The organism is Agromyces allii (genome assembly GCF_009749385.1).
Classification (GTDB): Bacteria; Actinomycetota; Actinomycetes; order Actinomycetales; family Microbacteriaceae; genus Agromyces; species Agromyces allii.
In genome coordinates, this window is the sequence record NZ_WBIN01000003.1 from 201,618 (window position 1) to 228,153 (window position 26,536).

Below are 26,536 nucleotides of genomic sequence, written 5' to 3' on the forward strand. Positions count from 1 at the left end.
TCTGAGAACGGCGCTTCCGGGCTGCTCCGGCGTCTCCGTTTGATAGGATCGAGAGTCGCCAGTACGACGGTTTGGAGCCCGATTCACCCATGACAGCGGAACCGATCAAGGCCGAGAGCGAGCCTGAATACGGCGCCGATGCGATCCAGGTTCTCGAGGGCCTCGAAGCGGTTCGCAAGCGCCCCGGAATGTACATCGGATCAACCGGGCCGCGAGGACTCCACCACCTCGTCTACGAGATCGTCGACAACTCCGTCGACGAGGCGCTCGCCGGCTACGCCGACACCATCGACGTGACGATCCTGCCCGACGGCGCGATCCGGGTCGTCGACAACGGTCGCGGCATTCCCGTGGGCATCCACAAGACCGAGGGCAAGTCGACCGTCGAGGTCGTGCTCACCGTGCTCCACGCCGGCGGCAAGTTCGGCGGCGGCGCCTACGCCGTCTCGGGCGGCCTGCACGGCGTCGGCTCGTCGGTCGTGAACGCGCTGTCGACGCGTCTCGAGGTCGAGGTGCGTCAGCAGGGTCAGGTCTGGACCCAGTCGTACCGCGACGGCGGTGTGCCGCAGGCGCCCCTGGCCCTGGTCGGCGAGAGCACCGAGACCGGCACCACGATCACGTTCTGGCCCGACGGCAGCATCTTCGAGACGCTCGAGTTCGACTACGAGACGCTTCGCACCCGGTTCCAGCAGATGGCGTTCCTCAACAAGGGCCTTCGCATCGAGCTGACCGACCTCCGCGCCGGCCACAGCGAGATTCCGCTCGAAGACACGGCCGAGCACGAATCGGATGCCGCGGCTCCGCGCACCGACACCTTCCTCTACGAGCGCGGCCTCGTCGACTACGTCGAGTACCTCAACCGTTCGAAGAAGTCCGACGTCGTGAACGACGAGATCATCTCGTTCGAATCCGAGGACACCGAGCGCAAGATCGCGCTCGAGGTCGCGATGCAGTGGACCACCTCCTACTCCGAGTCGGTGCACACCTATGCGAACACGATCAACACGCATGAGGGCGGCACGCACGAAGAGGGCTTCCGTGCAGCGCTGACCACGCTCGTCAACCGGTACGCGCGCGAGAAGAACATCATCAAGGAGAAGGACGAGAACCTCTCCGGCGACGATGTGCGCGAGGGGCTGACCGCCGTCATCTCGGTGAAGCTCGGCGAACCGCAGTTCGAGGGCCAGACCAAGACCAAGCTCGGCAACACCGAGGCGAAGTCCTTCGTGCAGAAGGTCACCGCCGACCAGCTCGGCGACTGGTTCGAACGCAACCCGACGCAGGCCCGCGAGATCATCCGCAAGGCGATCCAGGCCGCAACGGCTCGACTCGCCGCCCGCAAGGCGCGCGAGGCGACCCGCCGCAAGGGCCTCCTCGAGTCCGGCGGCATGCCGGGCAAGCTCAAGGACTGCTCCTCGAAGGACCCGTCGATCTCCGAGATCTTCATCGTCGAGGGCGACTCGGCCGGAGGCTCCGCCGTGCAGGGCCGCAACCCCGAGACGCAGGCGATCCTCCCGCTCCGCGGCAAGATCCTGAACGTCGAGAAGGCCAGGCTCGACCGCGCCCTCGCGAACGCCGAGGTGCAGGCCATGATCACGGCGTTCGGCGCCGGCATCGGCGAGGACTTCAACACCGACAAGGCCCGGTACCACAAGATCGTGCTCATGGCCGACGCCGATGTCGACGGCCAGCACATCACGACGCTGCTGCTCACCCTGCTCTTCCGCTACATGCGCCCGCTCATCGAGTTCGGCTACGTGTACCTCGCGCAGCCGCCGCTGTACCGACTCAAGTGGACGAACGCCGAGCACGAGTACGTCTACTCCGACCGCGAGCGCGACGCGCTGCTCGTCGAGGGGCAGGCCAAGGGCTGGCGCATCCCGAAGGACAACGGCGTGCAGCGCTACAAGGGTCTCGGCGAGATGAACCACCAGGAGCTCTGGGAGACCACGATGAACCCCGAGACCCGCACGCTGCTGCAGGTCACCATGGACGACGCGGCCGCCGCCGACGAGATCTTCTCGACCCTGATGGGTGAAGACGTCGAGAGCCGCCGCAACTTCATCCAGAAGAACGCGAAGGACGTGCGTTTCCTTGACATCTGATGTGATCGAGCCCGGCGCGGGCGGCGAAGAGACCCGCGCCGACGCAACCAACGGCGGACACGGCATCCACGGGCGCATCGACCAGGTCGACCTGCAACTCGAGATGCAGCGCTCGTACCTCGACTACGCCATGAGCGTCATCGTCGGTCGTGCGCTGCCCGACGTGCGCGACGGCCTGAAGCCAGTGCACCGTCGCGTCATCTACGCGATGTACGACGGCGGCTACCGACCCGACAAGGCGTTCTCGAAGTGCGCCCGCGTGGTCGGCGACGTCATGGGACAGTTCCACCCCCACGGCGACACGGCGATCTACGACGCGCTCGTGCGACTCGTGCAGCCGTGGAGCCTCCGCTACCCGCTCGCGCTCGGCCAGGGCAACTTCGGCTCGCCCGGCAACGACGGCGCCGCGGCCCCTCGATACACCGAGACGAAGATGGCCCCGCTCGCGCTCGAGATGGTGCGCGACATCGACGAAGAGACCGTCGACTTCCAGGACAACTACGACGGCCGCACGCAGGAGCCGTCGATCCTGCCCGCGCGCTTCCCGAACCTGCTCGTCAACGGCTCGGTCGGCATCGCCGTCGGCATGGCGACGAACATCCCGCCGCACAACCTGCGCGAAGTGGCATCCGGAGCCCAGTGGTACCTCGAGCACCCCGAGGCATCCCGCGAAGAGCTGCAAGAGGCGCTCATCCAGCGCATCAAGGGGCCCGACTTCCCGACCGGCGCCCAGATCCTCGGCGTCAAGGGCATCAACGACGCCTACCGCACGGGTCGCGGTTCGATCACCATGCGCGCCGTCGTCTCGGTCGAGGAGCTGCAGGGTCGCACCTGCCTCGTCGTCACCGAGCTGCCGTACCAGGTCAACCCCGACAACCTCGCGATCAAGATCGCCGACATGGTGAAAGACGGAAAGCTCGGCGGCATCGCCGACATCCGCGACGAGACCTCGGGCCGCACCGGCCAGCGCCTCGTGCTCGTGCTCAAGCGCGACGCGGTCGCGAAGGTCGTGCTCAACAACCTGTACAAGCACACCCCGCTGCAGGAGAACTTCGGCGCGAACATGCTCGCGATCGTCGACGGCGTGCCCCGCACCCTCTCGATCGACGGCTTCATCGCGCACTGGGTCGACCACCAGATCGACGTCATCGTGCGCCGCACGCAGTTCCGCCTGCGCAAGGCCGAAGAGCGCATGCACATCCTGCAGGGCTACCTCAAGGCGCTCGACGCGCTCGACGAGGTCATCGCCCTCATCCGTCGTTCGCCCACGGTCGAAGAGGCCCGCGACGGCCTCATCGACCTGCTCTCGATCGACGAGCTCCAGGCGCGCGCGATCCTCGAGATGCAGCTGCGTCGTCTCGCCGCCCTCGAGCGTCAGAAGATCATCGACGAGGCCGCGCAGCTCGAGCTCGAGATCGCCGACTTCCGTGCGATCATCGCCTCGCCCGAGCGGCAGCGCACGATCGTCTCCGAGGAGCTCGCAGAGATCGTCGACAAGTACGGCGACGACCGGCGCACGCAGATCATGCCGGGCTTCGACGGCGACATGTCGGTCGAAGACCTGATCCCCGAAGAGGAGATGGTCGTCACCGTCACCCGCGGCGGGTACGTCAAGCGCACGCGCAGCGACAACTACCGTTCGCAGCACCGCGGCGGCAAGGGCGTCAAGGGCGCACAGCTGCGGGCCGACGACGTGGTCGAGCACTTCTTCGTCACCACCACGCACCACTGGCTGCTGTTCTTCACGAACATGGGCCGCGTGTACCGCGCGAAGACGTACGAGCTGCAGGAGGGCGGCCGCGACGCGAAGGGCCAGCACCTCGCGAACCTGCTCGAGCTCCAGCCCGACGAGCAGGTCGCCGAGATCCTCGACATCCGCGACTACGCCGTCGCCCAGTACCTGGTGCTGGCAACGCGCGACGGCCTCGTGAAGAAGACCGAGCTCACGGCCTACGACACGAACCGTGCGCGCGGCGTCATCGCCATCAACCTGCGCGAGGGCGACGAGCTCGTGTCGGCCATGCTCGCCGACGAGCACGACGAGATCCTCCTCGTCTCCCGCAAGGGCATGTCGCTCCGCTTCGAGGCGACCGACGAGGCGCTTCGCCCAATGGGCCGTTCGACGTCGGGCGTCAAGGGCATGAGCTTCCGTGACGGAGACAGCCTGCTCGAGGCATCCGTGGTCGCGCATTCCGACCCCGATGCGCCGATCGAGGCGACCGATCCGGTTCCGGATGCCGCGGTCGAGGTCGCCGGCCAGAAGCTCAGCCCGACCGACACGTACGTGTTCGTGGTCACCGAGGGCGGGTACGCCAAGAGCACCCGCATCGAGGAGTACCGCAAGCAGCAGCGCGGCGGACTGGGCATCAAGGTCGCCAAGTTGAACGACGATCGCGGCGATCTCGCGGGTGCGCTGATCGTCTCGCGCACCGACGAGGTGCTTGTGGTTCTTGCCAGTGGCAAGGTGGTACGCTCTGACGTCGCCGAGGTTCCCGCCAAGGGCAGGGACACGATGGGGGTCGTCTTCGCGAAGTTCGCCGAAGCCGACCGGATCATCGCGATCGCGAAGAATTCCGAACGGAATCTCGTGGAGGAAGCCGCAGAAACCGAAGCGGACGAGACCACGGGAGAGGAGTAACCGTCTATGAGTAGCGTTGCCGAGAAGCTCGCCCGCAAATCGAACCGGCGACCCGCCGCCAAGCAGGTCCGCCTGCGGCTGGTCTACGTCGACTTCTGGTCGGCCGTGAAGCTGTCCTTCCTCGTGGCGGTCGCACTGGCCGTCGTGAGCATCGTGGTCACGTTCCTCGTGCACACGGTGCTCAGCTCGACGGGCATCTTCGAGAACTTGAACTCCCTGGTTCAGGATGTCGCGGGTGCCGGCACCGACCTCACGGCCGTGCTCTCGCTCGGCAACGTCATGGGCTTCGCGATCGTGGCAGCACTGCTGAACCTCGTCGTGACGACCGCGCTCGGCGCGATCCTGGCCGTTCTGTACAACCTGAGCGTCAAGATCACGGGCGGCATCCTCGTCGGTTTCACCAACAACTGACGCGGTCTTCGGCTCGATTCGGTAATTCGACCACCTTCAGGTAGTCTTTTCCACGGCCGAAATTCGGGGATATAGCTCAGGCGGTTAGAGCGCTTCGCTGATAACGAAGAGGTCCGAGGTTCAAGTCCTCGTATCCCCACTCCATAACTCCATAGATCGGGTGCCATCGGCGCCCGACCCAGGGGCCTTAGCTCAGTTGGTAGAGCGCCTGCTTTGCAAGCAGGATGTCAGGAGTTCGAATCTCCTAGGCTCCACAGTTTCCCCGCCGCACGTCGATCTCGATCCGTGCGGCACTCCACCTCGGGCGCACCGGATACAGTGTGCGGATGGACATCCGCATCGCCGCGTACGCCGTCATCATCCGTGACGGCGAGATCCTGCTGTCGCACTGGAACGAGCACGGCCGTTCCGGGTGGACGCTTCCCGGCGGCGGCATCGAAGGCGAGGAGCATCCTGCCGTCGCGGTCGTGCGCGAGGTGCGTGAGGAGACCGGCCACGATGCGGCCATCGATCGACTGCTCGGCATCGACACGATGATCGTTCCGGCGAGCAAGCGCCTCAGGGGTTCGGCGCCGCTGTACGGCATGCGAGTCGTGTACCGCGCGCACATCACCGGTGGAACGCTGCGCAACGAGATCGGCGGTTCGAGCGACGAGGCGAGATGGTTCCGGCTCGATGAGCTGCCCGCGCTGAAGACGGTCGGCCTGGTCGACGTCGCTCTCCAGTTGAACGCCGACGAGCCGGCCGACGGCGTGCCGGCGCCCGCGTGGCCGCAGTCGCGCGAGCTGCGGTGAACTGGGCAGCGAACCCCTGACCGGAATCCGCCGGCCGTCGGTCGGCCTCGTCGCCGCGGTGGCTGTCGCACCCGTGCGTGCTGCCGCGGCAGCCGACGTCGGCGCCTCTCCGACAACGGATCGACGAGCGATGTCGTCGCTCCGCTCTCGGCGAGGCGCCGTCGACCCGGCGGCGACGATGAGCTGAGACCCGGCTTCCGTGCGGGTGGACGGGCCGTGCACGGACCGGATCGAGTCGAGGTGACCCGGATCCGATCCGTGCAGGGCGGTGTCGGTTGCGGCGCCCATTAGACGAGCGGGCTTCCGAGCGTGCCGAGCTGGCGCTGCAGGTCGGCGAGGGCGTTCTGTGCGTCGAGCTCCGTCTGGCGGCGCAGGAGCACGGTCTCGGGGGAGCGGAGTGCCTCGCGGCGGTTGCTCCAATCGAGCAGCGCCAGACCGAGTCGGCGGGCGGTGCGCTCCTGCAGGCCTAGTGCCCGCGGTTGGTAGAGCGATGCGCGTCCCGGAACGGGGCGAGCGGCGGTGAGTGACGTGGTGTTCACGGTGATTCCTTCATTGGAGGTGGTGAAGATCCGCGCGACGGGATGCCGGCGGGGAGACGTTCGAACGCGCGCTCGAGGCGCGCTGGAGGCGTCGGCGCTCGTCGACGACGAGACGGAACGCCTACCGGGGAGCGATCGCGCCGAGGGCGACGACCGTGGCTGATCGCAGTGGATCGAGAGCGTCGCAGGCGGCGACCGGAGTCGCAGTTCGCGAGGCGCTCACGCCGGATCAGGCGGAGTGACGATCACGCACGAGGTGCGCGAGGTCGGGGCGAGTCAGCAGGCCGGAGACACGAGGAGGAATCCCGTGTGCGGCTTCGTGAAGGTGACCTTGATCATGGGACTCAACTCCTCTCTCTGTTTCGGGGCGGGTTCGCCGAGTCACGAACATACCGGCATATTCACAGGGAGCGCAAGCGTTGAACGCGAAATCGTTCGAAGATCAGTGCTGGCCCTGAACACAGGTCGGCTGACGGTCGGTCGGCGTGCGCGCGATTCCCGCCTGGCTGGGGCCGAATCCGGGCGCGCGAAAGGCCCCGCCGTCGGGCGGGGCCTTTCAGCGAGATCCGGTGCTAGAGCGCGGCGGAGGAGGTCGGCGCAGGGCCGGGCTCGTCGTCGGCGACCCAGAGCTCGTCGTCGGCGCGGAACGTCTGCCACACGGCGTAGGCGATGCCCGCGGCGACCGCGATGCCGGCGCCGATGGCGAGATATCCGCCGAATCCGGGGCCGCTCTTCTGCTGCTTCGCGATGCTGGCGGCGGCCTTCGGCGAGACGCGCTGCACGGCACGGCGTACGCGGGTGTCGTTGGCGATGTCGCCGATCGAGAGCACGGTCCCGAGCGCGGAGCCGAGTGCGCGCTCGACGCCGTCGCCTGCGGTCGAGGCGTATTCGCGAGCCTGGCTCAGGCCGGGGCGCACGTAGTTCTCGTAGCCGGTCCGGACGCGCGGAACGACCTCTTCGTGGTGGAGCGCACTGATCTGGCGGCTCGCCTCACGTGCGACGGCGTTTGCACGGTCGAGGACCTGCTGCTGGTCTCCCCACAGATCTTCGGCACTACTGCGCAGCCGCTTGAGTTCCTTCTGGCGCTTGCGTGACAGGCTCATCTGACCCTCCATCGATGTGCAGCGAATCACTCCATCTTGCCACCGAAACAGCTGGAAGCGGGGTGAGAGTCGCAAACGTGCATTCCCCTTGACGAATCCGCCCGTGACAGAATATGGGAATGCCGATTCACACTGCAGTCGCGACGCTCAACACCAGCCTCGGACCCATCAAGGTCGACCTCTACGGCCACCACGCTCCGAAGACCGTCAAGAACTTCGTCGGCCTCGCGACCGGCGAGATCGAGTGGACCCACCCCTCCACGGGCCAGAAGACCAACGACCCGCTGTACGACGGCGTCGTGTTCCACCGCATCATCCCCGGCTTCATGATCCAGGGCGGCGACCCGCTCGGTCAGGGCATCGGCGGACCGGGCTACCAGTTCGACGACGAGATCAACCCCGAGCTCGACTTCACCGAGCCCTACGTCCTCGCCATGGCCAACGCCGGCATCCAGGGCGGCCGCGGCACCAACGGCTCGCAGTTCTTCATCACGGTCGGCCCGACCACGTGGCTGCAGGGCAAGCACAGCATCTTCGGCAAGGTGACGGATGCCGCGAGCCAGGCCATCGTCGACAAGCTGGCCTCCGTTCCGACCGACGGCCGTGACCGCCCGCTCGACGACGTCGTCATCGAGAGCGTCACCGTCGAGCAGGTCTGACACTCAGGTGACGGATGCCGGCGCGGAACGCGCGAACTTCTGCTACCGGCATCCAGACCGTCAGAGCTTCGTGCTCTGCCAACGCTGCGGGCGCACGGTGTGCGGCGAATGCCAGACCCCTGCGCCCGTCGGCGTGATCTGCCCCGAGTGCATGCGCGAACAGCGCGCATCGGCGCCGCGCACCAAGCCGGCGATGGTCTCGCGCTTCCGCTCGGCCGCCGACCGCGGGGCGCCCGTGGTGACATATGCCCTGATCGGCATCACCGCCCTCGTGTATCTCCTGCAGTGGATTCCGGGCCTCGGCGTGACCAACGCGCTGTTCTTCAGCCCCGTCTTCATGACCGAGGTCTTCCCCGAGCCGTGGCGTGCCCTGACCTCGGTGTTCCTGCACTCCACGTCGTTGTTCTTCCACATCCTGCTGAACATGTACACGCTGTGGATCTTCGGGCGCCTGCTCGAGCCGATGCTCGGCCGCGGGCGCTTCCTCGCGCTGTATCTGATCAGCGGTTTGGCCGGTTCGATCGGCGTCGTCGTGTTCGCAGACCCGGGGTCGCAGGTACTGGGTGCGTCGGGCGCCATCTTCGGCCTGATGGGGGCGTTCGTCGTCATCCAGCGGCGGCTCGGCGGCAACATGACCCAGCTCTACATCCTGTTGGCCGTCAACCTCGCGATCGGGTTCATCCCTGGTGCGAACATCTCGTGGCAGGCGCACCTGGGCGGCCTGATCGGCGGAGCGCTCGTCGGGCTCATCCTCCTCGAGACGAGGGCACGTACGCGTCTCGGCATCCAGATCGGCCTGCTGATCGGATTGACCGTGGTCCTGTTCGCGATCGGGTGGCTCGTCGCCAGTTGGAAGATCGGCGCCTTCTAGTTATCCACATCTCCCTCCACAACTGGGGAGAGAGTTACACGCGTGTAATTGCGGCGACCTCGAGCAGGTGAGACCGCGCCAGGGCGCACAAAACGGGCGGATGTCGCATCCGCCCGTTTCGTGTTCAGTGGAGCCGGCTCAGCGCCAGCGCGTCGTCATCAAGAAGCCGACGAATGCGATGCCGAAGCCGATGAGGATGTTCCACGAACCGAGGTCTGCGATGGGCAGCTTGCCCTGGCTCACGTAGAAGACGATGATCCAAGCCAGTCCGAGCAGCATGAAGCCGAACATGACGGGCTTGAACCAGACCGGGTTGGGCGCTTCTTCGCCGCTCGCCTGTTCCGCTCGCGCGGGCTTCGATGATTTCGTACGTGCCATGCGGGCGATTCTATCCGAGGGAAGGCACGACTCACAGCCGGGGCCTCCTCCGGGCCGAATAGAATCGTCCTCATGTCCGAGATGCCGCCCGAAGGCCGTCGTCGTGACCGTGGGCGTCGAAGCGCCACGGCCGACCGAGCCAAGCCGCGGCACCGGGTCAGCGTCGTCGGCGTCTTCGGCGAGCTCCTGCTCACGGCGGGCGTGCTGATCCTGCTGTTCCTGGGTTGGCAGCTCTGGTGGAACGACGCGATCATGGCCGGGCAGCAGTCCGCCGCGGCATCCGCCCAGAGCTCCGAATGGACCGAGCAGGCCCGTGCGCAACAGGGCGATCAGCCCGCGCCCGACCCGGCGGATTACGGCGACCCGGTCGTCGGCCCCGCCGAGTACCCCCACGCCGAGGCGTTCGCCGTCATGTATGTTCCGCGCTTCGACGCACCGGGCACGCACGACTCGGTGCGCCAGATCGCCGAGGGCTACAGCACCGACGTGCTCAACAGCTTCGAGACGGGCGTCGGGCACTACCCGGGCACGCAGATGCCCGGGCAGGTCGGCAACTTCGCCATCGCCTCGCACCGCAGCGCCTACGGCGGCGGCATGCACGAGATCGAGCAGTTCCAGCTGGGCGACCCGATCTACATCCAGACGAAAGACGGCTGGTACACGTATCGGTTCCGCGACTTCGAGTACGTCACGCCATCGACGGTCGACGTGCTTGCGGCCGTGCCGCATCACCCCGAACTGGCCCCGACCGATCGCATCATCACGCTGACCACGTGCAACCCCCTCTACTCGACGGCCGAGCGTCTCGTCGCGTACGGCGTGCTCGACTCGTGGCAGCCCGCTTCCGCCGGTCCGCCGGCCGAGATCGCCGACATCGTCGCAAGCTGGGGGTCCTGAGTGTACGGAGCACTGTGGCGGGTCCTGCCCGGACCCATCTGGCTGCGCATCATCCTGCTGCTGCTGCTCATCGCGGCGGCGGTCTACGCCCTCTTCACGTGGGTGTTCCCCTGGGTCGACGGCATCGTCAACCCGATCGACGTCACGGTGGACCAATGACCCGAATCCTCGTCATCGACAACTACGACAGCTTCGTCTACACGCTGAACGGATACCTCCAGGAGCTCGGCGCCGAGACCGAGGTGCTGCGCAACGACGCGTTCTCCGAATCGGAGGTCGCCTCGCGCCTCGCCGAGTACGACGCCGTGCTGCTCTCACCAGGGCCCGGCAAGCCGTCCGACGCCGGCGTCTCGATCCCCTTCGTGCATGCGGCGCTGGCATCCGGAACGCCGCTGCTCGGCGTCTGCCTCGGCCACCAGGCGATCGCCGAGGCCTTCGGAGGCGTCGTGACGAACGCCGAAGAGCTCATGCACGGCAAGACCTCGAGCATCGCCCACGACGAGAGCGACTTCTACGAGGGCGTTCCGCAGCCGTTCACAGCAACGCGGTACCACTCGCTCGCCGTCGTCGACGGCACGATGCCGGCGGAGCTCGAGGTGACCAGCCGCACGCAGGGCGGGGTCATCATGGGACTGCGTCACGTGAGCGCGCCGATCTACGGCGTGCAGTTCCACCCCGAGTCCGTGCTCACCGAGGGCGGGTACCGCATGCTCGGCAACTGGCTCGCCGTCGCGGGTCTCGCCGAGGCGCCCGAGCGCGCCGCCGGACTCAACCCGCTGCTGCGCACTGCGGACTGACCGCACCCGACGGCGCGACGGCCGGGGGCTCAGCCCGCGCAGTACGTGAGTTCGACCGAGGAGTGCTGCGGCACGTCGCCAGGCGAGAGCGACTGATGCGTCACCGGGGACCCGGGTTCCGACTTGCAGCCGGGATCGGGCTTCGGAACCGCCGTCAGCTGGAGGTTCTCTGCGGTGAGCAACGAGGACGCCGCGTCGAGCGTCTGCTCGGTGAGGTCGGGCAGCGTCACCATGCCGTTCGAGATGCGGAAGTTGACCGTCGCCCCGGTCTCGACCGACGTGCCGGCCTCGGGGTCGGTGCCCAGCACCACGTCGGCGGGCACGGTCGGCGAGGTCACCCGCGTCTCGGACCCGGGCACGAGCCCGGCATCGGTGATCGTGGTCTTCGCCTGATCGAGGCCTGCGTTGCGGACGTCGGGGACGTCGACGGCCTCCCGGCCGGCTGACACGTACAGCGTGATCGGCGTGTTCGCGTCGACGATCTCGCCCGCGGCAGGGTCGGAGCGCACCACGTTGCCGGCGACGACATCGGCGCTGGTCTCGTCGATGCGGGAGGCCGAGAGCCCCAGCTCCTGCAGCTGTTCGACCGCGGCCTCGTAGGTGGTGTCGACGAAGGCCGGCACCTCACGGGCGTTCGAGGGCACCTCGACGGTCGGCTGCAGGTTGAACGCCCAGTACATGACGGCGATCACGATGACCACGACGCCGATGATGCCCGACCAGATCCAGATGGCCGGAGGCCGGCGCTGGGTGCGGGTCATCGTCTCGTCTTCGGTGAGCTGACGCAGTGCCAGCTCGGAAGTCGAGAGCGAACCGGTGGGCGAGCCGAACAGCGAGGCGGACTCGTCGACTCGCTGATGCACCGGAACGCGACCGGATGCCGCCGTGTCGATGTCTGCGCGGAACTCGGCCGCCGTCTGGTACCTGCCGTCGCGCGTCTTCACGAGCGCGTGCATGACGACCGCATCGAGCGCGGGGGAGACCTTGGGGTTGATGACGCTCGGCTTCACCGGGCGCTCGCTCACGTGCTGGTAGGCGACCGCCACGGGGGTGTCACCGCGGAACGGAGGGCGACCGGTGAGCATCTCGAAGAGCACGACGCCGGTCGAGTACAGGTCGGTGCGGGCGTCGACGGTCTCGCCCTTCGCCTGCTCGGGCGAGAAGTACGAGGCCGTGCCGAGGATCGCGGTCGTCTGGGCCACGGTCGTCGACGAGTCGGACACCGCGCGCGCGATGCCGAAGTCCATGACCTTCACCTGTCCGGTGGTCGTGATCATGATGTTGCCGGGCTTGATGTCGCGGTGCACGACGCCCGCGCGGTGCGAGTACTCGAGCGCGGTCAGCACGCCGTCGATGACGCGCACGGCCGCGGCGGGCTCGAGGGGTCCGTCGTGGATGATGTCCTTGAGCAGACGACCCTCGACGAACTCCATGACGATGAACGGAAGCTGCACCTCGTGACCGGAGGCGTCGGCGACAGTCTCTTCACCGGCGTCGAAGACGCGCACGATCGTCGGATGCGCCATGCGTGCGGCCGACTGCGCCTCTTGACGGAAGCGCATGCGGAACGCGGGATCGGTGGCGAGCTGCGGCTTCAGCAGCTTGATGGCGACCTGACGACCGAGCCGGGTGTCCTGTCCGACGTGGACGTCGGACATGCCGCCGCGACCGATGAGCTGACCGACGCGGTAGCGTCCGGCGAGTACTTGTCCTTCGTCAGTCACGTGCGCCCGGTTTCCTCTCGTCGTCGTGGTCGTCGTGCGGCGTAGGCCTGCCTCGCGCACGAGGCAGGCCGGACCGCGATCAGTTGCCGGTGTCGTCGCCGCCGTCGGACCCGGCGTCGGGGGTCGGGGCGGGACTTGCGACCACCGTGACGGTTGCAGCCGGGGAGGCGGCAGAACTCAGCGCACCGCAGAAGTACAGGTAGCTGATGTTGATGGCTGCACCGTCGGCCGCGTCGGCGTTGACCGTGATCGTCACGTTCGTCGCGTCGGCGCCCAGCGGCGGTGCGGATGCCGCGGGGCCGTCGACGTTGACCTGGTAGCCCGACCTGGTCTGGCCGGCGGGGCACTGCGCTGCCGTCCAGGAGACCTGGATGGATCCGCCGGGGGCGACGGTGGACGGGGTCACCGTGGGCGCCGATCCGGGTGCGGCGGGCGTCTCGGGTGCGGCGTAGGCCGTGACCGTGATCTCAGAGCCGAGCGGAACGGGCCCGGTCGGGTTCACTTCGTAGACGATGCCGGTACCCGACGGGTCTGCTGCCGGCTTGCCTTCGACGACGTTGGCGACCATGCCCAGATCCTGGAGCTTGGCGCGTGCGTCGTCGACCGAGAGGCCGACGAAGTCGGCCGCGGTGATCTGCGCGGTCGTCGGTGCCTCGGAGGTCGGCGGAGCCGACGTGGGAGGAGCACTCCGCGTGGTCGGCGGCTTCGAGCTCGTCGCCGGGGTGCCACCGCCGCCGCCGTTGACCGCGAGGGCGATGATCGTGCCGATGAGCACGATCGCCAGCACGGCGATGAGCACGATGAGCGGCCACGTCCAGGGGTTGCGCTTCTTCTCTTCGGTCGCCTCTTCGGCGTCCTCGTCGCCGGGGGCACCGGCCGCGCCGGTGCTGAGCACCGTCGTCGCCGCCGTCGCGCCCTGCTGCGGCATCAGCATCGTGGCCGCGGTCGCGCCGCCGGCGATGCCGAGCACTGCCGGCACGGCCACCGCGGCGCCCTGCACGTCGCCGCGTCGCAGTGCGGAGGCCGCGCGCGCGAGGTGGGCCGAGGTCGGCGGGCGTTCGGCCGGGTTCTTCGCGATGCACGCGTAGACGAGGTTGCGCACCGGTTCGGAGACGGTGACCGGAAGGTCGGGCGGCGTCTCGTTGATCTGCGCCATGGCGATCGCGACCTGCGACTCGCCCGTGAACGGGCGACGGCCGGCGAGGGCCTCGTAGGCCACGATGCCGAGCGAGTAGATGTCGGTCGTGGGCGAGGCCGGGTGGCCGGATGCCTGCTCGGGCGAGAGGTACTGCACCGTTCCCATGACCTGGCCGGTCGCGGTGAGCGGAACCTGGTCGGCGATGCGCGCGATGCCGAAGTCGGTGATCTTCACACGCCCGTCGGGCGTGATGAGCAGGTTGCCGGGCTTGATGTCGCGGTGCACGAGACCGGCCGCGTGGGCGGCCTGGAGCGCGTTCGCCGTCTGGGCGACGATGTCGAGCACCTTGTCGGTCGAGAGCACGTGCTCCCGCTCGAGGATGGTCGACAGGGCCTCGCCGGGCACGAGTTCCATGACGAGGTAGGCGCTGCCCTCTTCCTCGCCATAGTCGAAGACATTGGCGATGCCCTCGTGGTTCACGAGTGCGGCGTGGCGGGCCTCGGCGCGGAAGCGCTCGAGGAAGCCCGGGTCGCCGAGGTACTCGTCTTTCAGGATCTTGATCGCGACCTGTCGGCCGATGACGAGGTCTGTGGCCTGCCACACCTCGCCCATCCCGCCGATCGCGATGCGGGATTGCAGTTCGTAGCGCCCCCCGAAGGTGAGCCCTGCGCTCGGTCTCATTTGTTCAGCACCGCCTCTAGTACCTGCTTTGCGATGGGTGCGGCGATGAGATTGCCGTACCCCTCCTGACCAAGTCCCCCGCCATCCTCCACGAGTACCGTGATCGCATACTGAGGGTTGTCTGCGGGGGCAAAACCGGTGAACCACAAGGTGTAAGGGTCATCCTCGCCGTTCTCCGCTGTACCCGTCTTACCGGCCACGCTGACGCCGTCTATTCTTGCATTAGTCGCGGCCCCGGTTTCGACGCCGTTGACCATCATCTCGGTCATCGTCTTGGCCGTGTCCTCGCTGATCGCTCGGCCGAATTCGGAGCCTTCGAACTCCTGGAGCGGAGTGAAGTCGGGCGCGGTGATCTGGTCGACCAGGTTCGGGTTCATGACGATGCCGCCGTTCGCGATCGTGGCCGAGACGACGGCCATCTGCAGCGGGGTCGCCCGCACGGTGTACTGGCCGAAGGCGCTGAGGGCGGTCTGCGGTTCGTCGAGGCCGCGCGGGTATACGCTCTCTTCCGTCATCGTGGGGATCTCGAACGCGTGGTTGAAGCCGAACTTCTCGGCCTGCTCGCGGATCGCGTCGTCGCCGAGTTCCATGCCGAGCTCCGCGAACGGGATGTTGCAGGAGAAGCGAAGGGCGTCGGCGAGGGTCACGGTGGCTCCACCGCTGCCGCAGGTGCCGCCACCGGAGTTGATCACGACGGAGTCGGTGCCGGGGAGCGTCAGCGTCCCGGGGTTCGGGAAGGTGCTCTCGGGCGTGTAGCGGCCGGACTCGAGCGCTGCTGCGGTGACGACCAGCTTGAAGACCGACCCGGGCGGGTTCATGTCGCCGCCGGTCGCGCGGTTGATGAGGGGCTCGCTCGGGTCGGCGAGGAGGCCCTCATAGGTCGCCTCGACGGCGGCCCCGTCGTGCACGACCATCGAGTTGGGGTCGAAGGTCGGCTTGGTGACCATGGCGAGGATGCGGCCGGTCGCCGGCTCGGTCACGACGACGGCGCCCTGGTAGTCGCCGAGGGCGTCCCAGGCGGCCTGCTGGGCCACGGGGTCGATCGCGATGTCCACCGAGGCGCCCATGGGGTCCTGTCCGGAGATGAGCCGGTTGATCTTGTCGAAGAACTGGCTCGAGTCCTGCCCGCTGAGGTACTCGTTGAGCGAGCTCTCGAGTCCGGTGGCCTCGCCGTTCACCGGGATGTAGCCGGTGATGCCGGCGTAGAGCGGGCCGTTCGGGTACACGCGGAGGAACTTGTAGTCGTCGTCGGAGGGCTGCGAGAACGCGACCGGGGTGCCGTCGACGAGGATCGGGCCGCGCTCGACGGAGAAGCTCGCGTAGAGCGTGCGCGCGTTGCGGGGGTCTGCGGCGAGGTCGTCGGCCGCGAAGTACTGGATCACGGTCGTCGAGACGAACAACGCCACGAACATCAGCAGCGAGAAGATGCTGACGCGTTTGAGTTCGCGGTTCATCCGTCGATCACCAGCCTCGGATGGTTGCGGACCGTGTCGGAGAGCCGCAGGAGCAGCGCGATGATGATCCAGTTGGCCACGAGCGAGGATCCGCCCGCGGCGAGGAACGGCGTCGTCAGACCCGTGAGCGGGATCACGCGGGTCACGCCGCCGACGACGATGAACACCTGCAGCGCGATGACGAACGCGAGGCCGACGCCGAGCAGCTTGCCGAAGTCGTCCTGGCCGGCGAACCCGATGCGGAAGCCGCGGGCGACGAGCAGCACGTAGAGGGCGAGGATCGCGAACAGACCCGCGAGGCCCAGCTCCTCGCCGAGGCTCGCGATGATGTAGTCGCTCTGCGGCACCGGCGTGAGCTCGGGGCTGCCCTGCCCCCATCCGGTGCCGATCAGGCCTCCGTTGGCCAGGCCGAACAGGCCCTGCACGAGCTGGTAGCTCCCGCCGGGGTCGGCGTTGTAACGGGCGTCGCTCAGCGGATCGAGCCAGTTCTGGAAGCGGTTGTTCACGTAGTCGAGCGTCTGGCTCGCGATGAGCGCACCCGCGAGGAAGAGCGAGAGGCCGAGCACGACCCACGAGAGGCGGCTCGTCGCGACGTAGAGCATGACGAGGAAGAGGCCGAAGTAGAGCAGTGCGGTTCCGAGGTCGCGCTGGAACACGATGACGCTCATCGAGAGCGCCCACACGATGAGCAGCGGGCCGAGGTCGCGGGCCCGCGGGAACCGCATGCCGAGGAACTGCTTGCCGACCATCGACAGCGAGTCGCGATTGCGCACGAGGTACCCGGCGAAGAACACCGCGAGGGCGATCTTCGCGATCTCGCCCGGCTGGAAGGTGGCGATGTCGCCGATGCCGATCCAGACCCGTGCACCGCCGCGATTCTGGCCGAGGCCGGGCACGAGCGGCAGCATGAGCAGGATGATCGCGACGAAGCCCGCGACGTACGTGTACCGGAAGAGCACCCGGTGGTTGCGGATCAGCAGGATCGTGGCGATGGCGCAGATGATCGCGATCGCGCTCCAGACGATCTGGCGAACGGCCGCGCTCTGCCATCCGGAGTCGCCGTCGGCGATGTCGATGCGGTAGATCATCGCGATGCCGAGGCCGTTGAGCACGGTCGCGATGGGGAGCAGGAACGGGTCGGCGTCGCGCGCGACGAAGCGCATGGCGATGTGCAGGCCGAACACGAGCACCGAGAGGCCGGCGCCGAGCAGCACGAGTTGCGTGTCGACGCGTCCGAGGGCGCCGAGCTGCACGAGCACGATCGAGGCCGCATTGATGAGGCAGGCCATGAGCAGCAGCCAGAACTCGAGGTTGCGCAGTCGCTGCGGCATCCTGATGCGACGGATGCCGGCCGGCGGCGTGCTCGCGGGCGGCTGCGCCGAGGAGGCCTGCGCGGTCGGGGTCGGCGCGCTCGGGGTCTGGCCGATCAGGCCGTCGAAGTCACTCAAGGGACTCCTCCAATCGCGACACGATCTTCGTCGCGTCGGTCAGCGAGCCCGCGTTGATGGTCTTCTCGACGCGCTGCTGGTCGTACGGACGGAGTTCGGAGACGTCGATGGTGGTCTCGCGGTAGAGCTCGTGCATCGAGATGGGCCCGATGTCCTGCTGGATGCCCTGGAAGATGGCGACCCGGCCGTTGGACTCGCCCACGTAGAAGCGGGTCTGGGTCCACTGGTAGCCGAGCACCACGACCGCGACGATCGCGGCGATGAGCGCGAAGATCCAGAAGCCCCAGACCCAGCGGCGGCGCCGGCGTCGACGGGCGTCCTCTTCGAGGATCTCGTCGAAGAAGTCCTCGGAGTCGGGCTCGAAGTGCGTCTCCTGCACGGGGTGCGGGCGGAACGGCGTCAGGCGGATGGCGCGTGCGCGCACGGGCTCGGAGGGCGCACCGAACGCGAGCGGGGCCGCGGCCGAGCCGACGACGAGCGGCGGGGTCGCGGGCGCGGGCGGGTCGCCGATGTCGACGATCACGACGGTGACGTTGTCGGGGGCTCCGCCGTCGAGCGAGGCCTTCACGAGCCGGTCGGCGACCTGCTTCGCGCCGGCATCGGCCGCGAGCTGCTCCTGCAGCTCGTCGAACGACACGACGCCCGAGAGGCCGTCGGAGCAGATCAACCAGCGATCTCCGGGTCGCGTGTCGAGCACCATGGAGTCGATCTCGGGGGAGGCCTCGACGTCGCCGAGCACGCGCATGAGCACCGAGCGGCGGGGGTGCACCATCGCCTCCTCGGCGGTGATGCGACCGGCGTCGACGAGGCGCTGCACGAACGTGTGGTCGATGGAGATCTGGCTGAGTTCGCCCGACCGGAGCAGGTAGATGCGCGAGTCGCCGATGTGCGCGATGACCATGCGGTCCTCGTGCAGGAGCATCGCCGAAGCGGTCGTGCCCATGCCGGTGAGCTCGGAGTGGCCGGCGACGGTCTCGGCGAGCCGTCGATTGGCCGCGATCAGGGCGCCCTCGAGCGCGGCGGCGGCCTCGGGGGCGGTCTGGTAGTCGGCGTCGGCCTCGGCGACGCGCTGCGTGACGATCGCGCTCGCGACGTCACCGCCGGCGTGCCCGCCCATGCCGTCGGCCACCAGGAACAGCCGTCGCCCCGAATAGCCGGAGTCCTGGTTGTTGGAGCGGATGCGTCCGACATGCGAGACCGCGGCGCTCGCCTTGATCGAGGCCATGGGCTACCGCCGCAGCTCGAACGTCGTCGCTCCGACCTTGATGGTCGCTCCGAGGGGGATCTGCACGGGCACGGTGACGCGCGCCCCGTTGAGGAACGTGCCGTTGGTCGAGTCGAGGTCCTGCAGCATCCACTGGCCGTTCCAGAGCATCATGCGCGCGTGGTGGGTGGACGTGTAGTCGTCGCGGATGATGATCGCCGAGTCGCTCGACCGGCCGATCGTGATCTCGTCGCGGCCGAGGGGGAACTCGGTGCCGGCCTTCTGCCCGCTCGTGATCACGAGCCGCAGGGGCCCGTCGCCGGCGGGCGGCGTGGTCGGGCGGGAGACGGGCGCCGTGGCGGCCGCCGCTGCCACGGGGGCCGCGGCCGGGAACGCCGCTGCGGGTGAGGGTGCTGCCGCGGCGCTCTCGGGCTGGAGCTTGCGCACCCGCTGCCCGAACAGGTCGCTGCGCAGGGCGTAGACGATCGAGAAGATGAACGCCCACAGCAGCAGGAGGAACCCGAGTTGCAGAACGAGCAGCGTCAGTTCACTCATTCGGCCGGCCCCCAGAACCCGCCGACGTCATGACGTTCGGTGGCCGGGTCGGCGCGGGGCGCGGGGGTTGCGGCTTGGGCGAGCACTCGGAACACGATACGCGAGCGCCCGATGGTGATGACGGAGTCGGGTTCGAGGATCGCCTCGGTCACGCGTGCGCCGTTCAACTGCGTGCCGTTCGTCGAGCCGAGGTCGCGGACGCGTGCGCGCGAGCCGTCCCACTGCACCTCGGCGTGCCGGCGCGAGGCGCCGGAGTCGTCGATGGTGATGTCGGCCTCGCTGCCCCGGCCGATGACCGTGCGTCCTTTGATGATCGGATGCCGCGTGCCGCCGATGTCGAGAACCGGGGTCCAGGCGACCTGGCCCTTCACGTTGCGCGAGTCGACCTGCACCATGCCCTCGGACAGGCCCGCGTCGGAGCGCAGCGAGATCGTGATGCCGCCGGCGAACTGGAAGTGCTGGCTCGCGGCGTGCTTCTGCACGAGGTCGACGAGCTCGTCGGTGAGTGCGGGCCCGAGGGAGGTCATGCGCTCGTGGTCGGCGGGCGCCATGCGCACGACGAACTGATTGGGGACGAGCACGCGATCGCGCGACACGACCGCCGCCTTCGTGTCGAGCTCGCGCTTCAGCGCCGCCGTGATCTCGACGGGCTGCAGCCCCGAGCGAAAGGTCTTCGCGAAGGCGCCGTTGACGGCGCGCTCGAGACCTTTCTCGAAGTTGTCCAGTAGGCCCACAGGTCTCCCGATCCGGTTCCGTGATTGTGTGACATGCTAGCCCGCTCCACTGGGAACGGGCATTCATCAGTCCACCGGTATGGCGGTCTCGTCGCTGTCGAGGTCGAGCGAGAGCGTCGGGATCGACGCCGTCAGCAGGGTGCCGTCGGATCGACGCGAGCCCGTGACGTCCTTCATGCGCGGCGCGCCGGTGAGACGCGGACCATGGCCGTCGAGCGGCACCGAGACATCCGCCCCGGCTCGGATCAGCACCTTCTCGCCGCGCACCGCGACCTCGGCGAACTCGCCCTCCTCGACGTGGAAGGCGATCGCGTCGGGCTCGAGCGTGACGCGCAGGCGCGTGCCGCGAAGCGTGATGCGGAACTCGAGGCGGCTCCACCCGTCCGGCAGGCGCGGATCGAACGTGAACCGGCCGCCGTGGTCGCGGAATCCGCCGAAGCCCATGACGAGTGCGCCCCACACGCCGCCCGTCGACGCGACGTGCACGCCGTCGGCCGCGTTGTGGTGCAGGTCGGCGAGGTCGACGTAGAGCGCCGAGCGGAAGTAGCGCACGGCGAGGTCGTGGTAGCCGACCTCGGCGGCGATGATCGACTGCACGACCGCCGAGAGGGTCGAGTCGCCCGTGGTCAGCGGGTCGTAGTACTCGAAGTCGGCGAGTTTCTGCTCGGCCGAGAACCGGTCGCCCTGCAGGTACAGGGCGAGCACGACGTCGGCCTGCTTCAGCACCTGGAAGCGGTAGATCACGAGCGGGTGGTAGTGCAGCAGCAGCGGGCGGCTGCTCTCGGGGGTGTTCTCGAGGTCCCACAGCTCCTTCTCGAGGAAGGCCGAGTCCTGCGGGTGCACGCCGAGCTGCTCGTCGAACGGGATGTGCATGTGCGCGGCGGCGCGGCGCCACTCCGCCACCTCGCCGGCCGTCACCCCGAGGCGGGCGACGAGCTTCGCGTACCCGACCGGGTCGCGCAGCTGCAGGCTGTCGACGGCGGATGCCGCGGACGCGAGGTTCGCCCGCGCCATGACGTTCGTGTACAGGTTGTCGTTCACGACGGTCGTGTACTCGTCGGGTCCGGTGACGCCGTGGATGTGGAAGACGTCGTCGACCGTGCCGCCGGATCGCCAGAACCCGAGATCCTCCCACATGCGCGCCGTCTCGACGAGGATGTCGATCGCCCCGCGCCCCAGGAAGTCGGTGTCGCCGGTGGCCGCCACGTACTGGCACAGCGCGAAGGCGATGTCGGCATCGATGTGGTACTGCGCCGTGCCCGCCGCGTAGTAGGCGGAGGATTCGAGCCCGTTGATCGTGCGCCACGGGAACAGGGCGCCCCGCTGGTTCAGCTCGAGGGCCCTGGCGCGCGCGTTGTCGAGCATGCGCTGGCGGAACCGAAGCACGTTGCGCGCCACGATCGGCGCCGTGAAGCTGAGGAACGGCATCACGTAGATCTCGGTGTCCCAGAAGTAGTGTCCGCCGTAGCCCGAGCCGCTCACGCCCTTCGCCGCGACCCCGTCGCCGTCGGTGCGGGCGGTGGCTTGCGCCAGCTGGAACAGGTTCCACCGCACGGCCTGCTGCACCTCGGATTCGCCGTCGATCGCGACATCCGACCGCTCCCAGAAGTCGTCGAGCCACGCGCGCTGGTGCTCGAACAGCTCGGCGACGCCCTGCTCGGCGCCCCGGTCGAGCGTGCGGTCGCAGCGGTCGACGAGTTCGCGCGCCGGCACCTTGCGGGCCGTGTGGTAGCTGATGAACTTCGTGACCCGGATCGGCTTGCCCTGCTCGGCGCGCACCCGGTAGATGTGCTTCGCCAGGTCGTCGCCGACGGAGCCCGACTCGGTGAAGTCGTTCTCGGTCGCGATGGCGTGCTCGACGCCGACCGCGATCGTCATGCCCGAGTTCGTGCACTGGTAGCCGAGCATGTAGCGGCCGCCCTCGTGGCGCTGCACACGTGGCTGCAGCACGCGGTCGGCGAACATCTCGGCCTTGCGCGGGTCGAACGCGCTCGGCGCCTCCTGCACACCGCCGCGGTACTCGTCGCGACCGTCCTGACGGTTGAGGATCTGGCTCGAGATCGTCACCGCGGCATCGGCGTCGAGCATCTCGACCTCGTAGTCGAGCACGGCGAGGTGCCGGTCGGTGAACGAGACCATGCGGCGGCTCGTGATGCGCACATGCTTGCCCGACGGCGTGCGCCACACGATCGCGCGCGACAGGGCGCCCTGACGGAAGTCGAGGCGGCGCTCGTAGTCGATCAGTTCGGCGATCGTGATCACGAGCGGTTCGTCGTCGACGTAGAGACGGATCACCTTCGCGTCGGGGGCGTTCACGATCGTCTGCCCGACGCGCGCGAACCCGAACGCCTCCTCGGCATGGCGGATCGGCCAGGTCTCGTGGAACCCGTTCACGAACGTGCCGTGCAGGTGCCCGTCGCGCCCCTCTTCGATGTTGCCGCGCAGGCCCAGGTAGCCGTTGCCCACGGCGAACAGCGTCTCGGTGCGGCCCATGTCGTCGAGGCCGAACTCGGTCTCGACGAGCGCCCACTCGTCGATGGGGAACCGGTTGCGGTCGAGCGGGTCGGTGTCGGCGAACCTCATTCGGCGTTCCCTTCTTCTGCGGTGTCTCGTCGCGGGTCTTCGTGGGCGGATGTCGCGAGGTCGGCGTCCGTGCCGGTGCTGTCGGTCCTTTCGGCGACCCGCGCGACCGCCGGCAGCAGCTCGTCGAGCTCGTCGACGATGACGTCGGCGCCGAGCTCGTGCAGGGTGTCGCGGCCCACGCCGCGATCGACCCCCACCACGAGGGCGAAGTCGCCGTCGGCTCCCGCCTTGACGCCGGACTCGGCGTCTTCGACCACGGCGCACGCGGTCGTCGGCAGGCCGAGCAGCTCGGCCGCCCGGTCGAACATGTCGGGCGCGGGCTTTCCGGCGATGCCCTCGCGCGCCGCCACGAGTCCGTCGACCACGACGGTGAAGCGGTCGTCGATGCCCGCGGCGGCTAGGACCGAGGGGGCGTTCTTGGAGCTCGAGACCACGGCCACGCGGCATCCGCTCGCGATGACCGCGTCGAGGAAGGCGAGACTCGCGGGATACGGGGCGACGCCCTCGTCGGCGAGCGTCGCATTGAAGGCGTCGTTCTTGCGGTTGCCGAGCCCGTGCACGGTCTCTTGGTCGGGGGAGTCCGAGACGTCACCCTCGGGAATGCGGATGCCGCGGCTCTCGAGCAGGCTTCGCACGCCGTCGTAGCGGGGCTTGCCGTCGATGTAGGCGAAGTAGTCGCCCTCGCCGTAGGGCGCGACGCCGTGCGACTCGAGGTACGGCGTGAACAGGCGCGACCACGCGTGCATGTGCACGATCGCGGTCGGCGTCAGCACTCCGTCGAGGTCGAAGAGCCAGCCGCGGATGCCGCTGAGATCGAGGTCGGCGGGGGTGGGGCCGGCGGGGGAGCCGGGGCGGGTTCTGGGGGTGTCTGGCGAGGTCACGGCCGTCCTTTCGTCGTGCCGGTCGCGGCTCTGGGGCCAGCCGTTCGATGCTATTGCGCCGGGGTGCGGGAGCGCGAGGGCGGATACCGGTTCGGAGCATTCACGGAGGGTTTCGGGTGGGCTCGGGGGTAGGCTCCGGCGGCCACTTCGAGGGTGCCGTCTGGGCACCCCCGGCTCGAATGGCCTTTGCCCCCGCAAGATGTTAGGCTCTCGTGGCTGGACGCATTCAGGTGCGACCACATTTGCGCGAGTGGCGGAATTGGCAGACGCGCTGGCTTCAGGTGCCAGTACTCGCAAGGGTGTGGGGGTTCAAGTCCCCCCTCGCGCACAACAACAACACGGTGAAACGGCTCGGATCTCGATGAGATCCGGGCCGTTCTCGCATTCGCGGGCTGCGGCAGGAGCGGGGGCGATTCACACGCGAGCGGCCGCAGCGCGAGCGACCAGCGACTCGCGGTGCTCGAGCACGAACGACTTCAGTGCTTCGGGCTTCAGGTCGATCGACTCGAACTCGCGCGAGCTCGGGTCGATGCGGTCGACGTCGTAGGTTCCGAGGCCCGGGTCGGTGTACTCCTCGCCCGTGCGGAGGGTCGCATCGATTCCGGTCAGCGCAGCCAGGAAGAAGTGCTGCACGCCGTGGGCACCACCGTCCCCGAGTCGCAGCACCTGACCGGCGCAGACGGCCGTCGCCCCGAGCTCCTCGGCGAGTTCGCGGTGGACGGTCGCCTCGAGCGTCGCGTCGGCGGGCTCGACACCCCCGCCGGGCGTGGTCCAGTACGCGGACCGGCCGGGGCGCTGTCGACGGATGAGCACGAGTCGACCGCGCTCGTCGATGAGGATCGCGCGGGCCGAGCGTCGCGGGGTCGGGAGCGAGGTCGCGTCCATGGTCGAGAACGCTAGCGGTCCGCGGCGCGGGAGGAGGCGCAGACGCGTGCGCCCGGCGGGCTCGGGTCCTACGCTGGGGGCGAGGCGCGCGGGGGCGCGGCGGATCGGGGGCAGCGTGGGGGTCCGCTCGGGCGGCTCGGTGCGCGCGCGGCGCGCGGCATCCGGTCGGGGTGCGACGGGCGCTGCGACGGTCGTGGTGCTCGCGTTCGCGCTCGGCGGGGGCGCGGCATCCGCACTGCTGTCGATGCCCACGGCGGCCGCGGCATCCGTCGTCGGTGTCGCGGATGCCGCGTCGACGCGAAGCTCGACCGCACCGTTCGAGCCGCTGCCGGTCGACCCCGGCGCTGACGACGACCCGACGCCCACGCCCACCCCGACGCCCACCCCGACTCCGACTCCGACGGGCGAACCGCAGACGCCGATCCCGACGCCGACCGACGAGCCGACCGAGGCGCCGATCGTGCCGCCCGAGACCGTCGAGCCGGTCGAGACGGCGACCCCGACGCCGGAGCCCACGCAGACGCCGGTGCCGACCGTGGTGCCCGCAGTGCCGCCCGCAGCGGCGACCCCGACCACCTCGGTGCTCTCGTGGGTGATCGCGGCGGTCGTGCTCGTCGCGGCGGCGGGCATCCTGCTCATGGTGCGACGCAGAGGGTCGGATGCCGCGGCGGCCGCTGGTGCCGACGCCGGCCTGATCGCGGCCGCGACGGGCGATGGCGCGCCCGAACCCCCGGGCGAAGGCGGGATACAGGTCGATGCGGGCGCGACGCTCGCGGCGATGGAGGACATCGGCGCGGCGATGACGGATGCCGGGTACTCGGTCGTGACGATCCGCCAGACGCTCGAGGACGTCGCGCGGGCGAACGGGCTGGCGGCGACCGAGATCGTCGTGTTCCCGACGGCGCTGCTCGTCTCGGTGCGCGGCACCGGGCCCGTGAGCACGGGCGCCGTGACGAGCGGCGAGCGGACGCTGCTGCTGCACCAGATCGACGACCTGCACCACATCGTCGAGGACGCGCGCACGGGAGCGGCGGGCCCCCACGACATCCGTGACCGCGTCCGACGCATGCGCGCGCTCCCGCGCCCCTACTCGCCGGTGCAGCGAGGAGCCGCCTACGTGCTGCTGAGCGCCGGCCTGTCGGTGCTGCTGGGCGCGTCGTGGACCGGCGTGGTGTTCGCGGCGGTGCTCGGCGCCGGCGTCGGCGCCGTGCTGCTCGCAGGGGAGCGCCTCTCGGGCCGGTACCGGGCGCTGCTCACCGTCGCCGTCGCGTTCTCGGTCGGGATCGTCGTGCTGCTCGGCCTGCATCTCGGGTTGGACTCGGGCGTGCTGCCGGCGCTCATCGCACCGCTCGTGGTGCTGCTGCCCGGCGCGCTGCTCACGGTCGGCGCGATCGAGCTCGCGACCGGGCAGATGATGTCGGGAGCCGGGCGGCTCGCGGCGGGCGCGATGCAGCTCGTGCTGCTCGCCGTCGGCATCGTCGCCGCGAGTGCGCTCATCGGCATCCCCGCGATCGAGGCCACCGGCTCGGCGACGACCCTCGGCGTGCTCGCGCCCTGGATCGCCGTCGCGCTGTTCGGCATCGGCATCGTCGTCTACCAGTGCGGGCCGCGGTCGTCGCTCGCATGGATCCTCGTCGTGCTCTACGTCGCCTACGGCGCGCAGGTGCTCGGCGCCGTGTTCTTCGGCGGCGTGCTGTCGGCGCTCATCGGCGCGCTCGTCGTCACGCCCGTGACGGTGCTCATCGCCCGTCAGCCGTCGGGTCCTGCTGCGCTCGTGAGCTTCCTGCCCGCGTTCTGGCTGCTCGTGCCCGGCGCGCTCGGACTCGTGGGCGTCGCCTCGGTGTTGGGCGGAACGACCACCGGCTCGAGCTCGCTCGTCACCATGATCGCCACGATGGTCGCGATCTCGCTCGGCGTGCTCGCGGGCACGGCGCTGTCGAGCCGCATCGGGCGGCCGGTGCTCTGAGTCGCGGGACCGAGCGCGGGGGCGAGCGCGGGACCAGTGCTGCCCCTGATGCCGCGCTCGGGCGTGCGGCGCAGCATCCGAATCGAACACC

The 26,536-nt window shown here is 69.0% G+C and carries 23 protein-coding genes and 3 tRNA genes; 13 read left to right on the plus strand and 13 right to left on the minus strand.

Annotated features, from left to right (window positions below):
- The first annotated feature begins 89 nt into the window (after window positions 1-89).
- From gyrB to GQR16_RS05670, 6 genes are all read left to right on the plus strand, one after another.
- The gene (gene gyrB, locus GQR16_RS05645) at window positions 90-2,105 is read left to right on the plus strand and encodes a DNA topoisomerase (ATP-hydrolyzing) subunit B (RefSeq protein ID WP_157414166.1); all 2,016 of its coding nucleotides are present in this window, start codon (window positions 90-92) and stop codon (window positions 2,103-2,105) included.
- A gap of 103 nt (window positions 2,106-2,208) precedes the next feature.
- A complete protein-coding gene (gene gyrA / locus GQR16_RS05650) occupies window positions 2,209-4,743 on the plus strand; it encodes a DNA gyrase subunit A (RefSeq protein WP_425482612.1) in 2,535 nt (844 codons plus the stop codon).
- 6 nt (window positions 4,744-4,749) lie between these two features.
- Complete coding sequence (locus tag GQR16_RS05655; RefSeq protein WP_157414168.1) at window positions 4,750-5,154, plus strand: DUF3566 domain-containing protein; 405 nt, start codon at window positions 4,750-4,752, stop codon at window positions 5,152-5,154.
- Window positions 5,155-5,219: 65 nt separating this feature from the next.
- Window positions 5,220-5,293: transfer RNA gene (locus tag GQR16_RS05660), tRNA-Ile, on the plus strand.
- Between the two features lie 42 nt (window positions 5,294-5,335).
- Window positions 5,336-5,408: transfer RNA gene (locus tag GQR16_RS05665), tRNA-Ala, on the plus strand.
- Between the two features lie 72 nt (window positions 5,409-5,480).
- Entirely contained in the window at window positions 5,481-5,948 is a 468-nt protein-coding gene (locus GQR16_RS05670; protein ID WP_157414169.1) for an NUDIX hydrolase, read from the plus strand.
- 287 nt (window positions 5,949-6,235) lie between these two features.
- Here GQR16_RS05670 and GQR16_RS05675 read toward each other — a convergent pair whose 3' ends face one another.
- Both GQR16_RS05675 and GQR16_RS05680 read right to left on the minus strand, forming a co-directional pair.
- Window positions 6,236-6,487 (minus strand): hypothetical protein, encoded by a 252-nt coding sequence (locus GQR16_RS05675; protein WP_157414170.1) that lies wholly within the window; start codon window positions 6,485-6,487, stop codon window positions 6,236-6,238.
- A gap of 572 nt (window positions 6,488-7,059) precedes the next feature.
- The gene (locus GQR16_RS05680) at window positions 7,060-7,590 is read right to left on the minus strand and encodes a hypothetical protein (protein WP_157414171.1); all 531 of its coding nucleotides are present in this window, start codon (window positions 7,588-7,590) and stop codon (window positions 7,060-7,062) included.
- A gap of 119 nt (window positions 7,591-7,709) precedes the next feature.
- Here GQR16_RS05680 and GQR16_RS05685 point away from each other — a divergent pair, with 119 nt between their 5' ends.
- Both GQR16_RS05685 and GQR16_RS05690 read left to right on the plus strand, forming a co-directional pair.
- Window positions 7,710-8,249 (plus strand): peptidylprolyl isomerase, encoded by a 540-nt coding sequence (locus GQR16_RS05685; RefSeq protein WP_157414172.1) that lies wholly within the window; start codon window positions 7,710-7,712, stop codon window positions 8,247-8,249.
- A 7-nt stretch (window positions 8,250-8,256) separates the two neighbouring features.
- Window positions 8,257-9,120 carry a rhomboid family intramembrane serine protease gene (locus GQR16_RS05690; protein WP_157414173.1) on the plus strand — a complete coding sequence of 288 codons (864 nt, stop codon included), beginning with the start codon at window positions 8,257-8,259 and terminating at the stop codon, window positions 9,118-9,120.
- Between the two features lie 138 nt (window positions 9,121-9,258).
- Here the strand turns inward: GQR16_RS05690 and GQR16_RS05695 are convergent, their stop codons facing one another.
- Window positions 9,259-9,498 (minus strand): cell division protein CrgA, encoded by a 240-nt coding sequence (locus GQR16_RS05695; RefSeq protein WP_092963691.1) that lies wholly within the window; start codon window positions 9,496-9,498, stop codon window positions 9,259-9,261.
- 72 nt (window positions 9,499-9,570) lie between these two features.
- On the opposite strand from GQR16_RS05695, the gene GQR16_RS05700 reads away from it, so the two are divergent.
- Genes GQR16_RS05700 through GQR16_RS05705 form a run of 3 tightly spaced genes read left to right on the plus strand, consistent with a single transcriptional unit; the run spans window position 9,571 to window position 11,192 of the window.
- Complete coding sequence (locus GQR16_RS05700) at window positions 9,571-10,395, plus strand: class E sortase (RefSeq protein WP_246200557.1); 825 nt, start codon at window positions 9,571-9,573, stop codon at window positions 10,393-10,395.
- On the plus strand, window positions 10,396-10,554 hold the full coding sequence (locus tag GQR16_RS19570) for a hypothetical protein (RefSeq protein ID WP_170298420.1): 159 nt from the start codon (window positions 10,396-10,398) through the stop codon (window positions 10,552-10,554). It abuts the gene before it with no gap.
- Entirely contained in the window at window positions 10,551-11,192 is a 642-nt protein-coding gene (locus tag GQR16_RS05705; RefSeq protein ID WP_157414174.1) for an anthranilate synthase component II, read from the plus strand. The genes GQR16_RS19570 and GQR16_RS05705 overlap by 4 nt, the downstream gene beginning before the upstream one ends.
- A gap of 29 nt (window positions 11,193-11,221) precedes the next feature.
- On the opposite strand, the gene pknB is transcribed toward GQR16_RS05705, so the two are convergent.
- The 9 genes from pknB to GQR16_RS05750 form a co-directional block, all read right to left on the minus strand.
- Window positions 11,222-12,916 (minus strand): Stk1 family PASTA domain-containing Ser/Thr kinase, encoded by a 1,695-nt coding sequence (gene pknB / locus GQR16_RS05710; protein ID WP_157414175.1) that lies wholly within the window; start codon window positions 12,914-12,916, stop codon window positions 11,222-11,224.
- 79 nt (window positions 12,917-12,995) lie between these two features.
- Complete coding sequence (locus tag GQR16_RS05715) at window positions 12,996-14,735, minus strand: protein kinase domain-containing protein (RefSeq protein ID WP_157414176.1); 1,740 nt, start codon at window positions 14,733-14,735, stop codon at window positions 12,996-12,998.
- The gene (locus GQR16_RS05720; protein WP_157414177.1) at window positions 14,732-16,189 is read right to left on the minus strand and encodes a peptidoglycan D,D-transpeptidase FtsI family protein; all 1,458 of its coding nucleotides are present in this window, start codon (window positions 16,187-16,189) and stop codon (window positions 14,732-14,734) included. The genes GQR16_RS05715 and GQR16_RS05720 overlap by 4 nt, the downstream gene beginning before the upstream one ends.
- Window positions 16,186-17,520: an FtsW/RodA/SpoVE family cell cycle protein gene (locus tag GQR16_RS05725; protein WP_157414309.1), complete on the minus strand. Its 1,335-nt coding sequence runs from the start codon at window positions 17,518-17,520 to the stop codon at window positions 16,186-16,188. Before GQR16_RS05725 ends, GQR16_RS05720 begins: the two co-directional genes overlap by 4 nt.
- A 109-nt stretch (window positions 17,521-17,629) precedes the next feature.
- The gene (locus GQR16_RS05730) at window positions 17,630-18,862 is read right to left on the minus strand and encodes a PP2C family protein-serine/threonine phosphatase (RefSeq protein WP_157414178.1); all 1,233 of its coding nucleotides are present in this window, start codon (window positions 18,860-18,862) and stop codon (window positions 17,630-17,632) included.
- Window positions 18,863-18,865: 3 nt separating this feature from the next.
- Window positions 18,866-19,396, minus strand: a complete 531-nt coding sequence (locus GQR16_RS05735) for an FHA domain-containing protein FhaB/FipA (RefSeq protein ID WP_157414179.1) — start codon at window positions 19,394-19,396, stop codon at window positions 18,866-18,868.
- Entirely contained in the window at window positions 19,393-20,130 is a 738-nt protein-coding gene (locus GQR16_RS05740; protein WP_157414180.1) for an FHA domain-containing protein, read from the minus strand. The genes GQR16_RS05735 and GQR16_RS05740 overlap by 4 nt, the downstream gene beginning before the upstream one ends.
- A 66-nt stretch (window positions 20,131-20,196) precedes the next feature.
- Entirely contained in the window at window positions 20,197-22,713 is a 2,517-nt protein-coding gene (locus GQR16_RS05745; RefSeq protein WP_157414181.1) for a glycoside hydrolase family 65 protein, read from the minus strand.
- Entirely contained in the window at window positions 22,710-23,594 is an 885-nt protein-coding gene (locus GQR16_RS05750; RefSeq protein ID WP_211373448.1) for an HAD family hydrolase, read from the minus strand. Before GQR16_RS05750 ends, GQR16_RS05745 begins: the two co-directional genes overlap by 4 nt.
- Before the next feature lie 244 nt (window positions 23,595-23,838).
- On the opposite strand from GQR16_RS05750, the gene GQR16_RS05755 reads away from it, so the two are divergent.
- Window positions 23,839-23,922: transfer RNA gene (locus GQR16_RS05755), tRNA-Leu, on the plus strand.
- Window positions 23,923-24,008: 86 nt separating this feature from the next.
- Here the strand turns inward: GQR16_RS05755 and GQR16_RS05760 are convergent.
- Window positions 24,009-24,479: an NUDIX domain-containing protein gene (locus tag GQR16_RS05760; protein ID WP_157414182.1), complete on the minus strand. Its 471-nt coding sequence runs from the start codon at window positions 24,477-24,479 to the stop codon at window positions 24,009-24,011.
- A 115-nt stretch (window positions 24,480-24,594) separates the two neighbouring features.
- Here GQR16_RS05760 and GQR16_RS05765 point away from each other — a divergent pair, with 115 nt between their 5' ends.
- Window positions 24,595-26,445, plus strand: a complete 1,851-nt coding sequence (locus GQR16_RS05765; protein ID WP_157414183.1) for a threonine/serine exporter family protein — start codon at window positions 24,595-24,597, stop codon at window positions 26,443-26,445.
- Window positions 26,446-26,536: the final 91 nt, after the last annotated feature.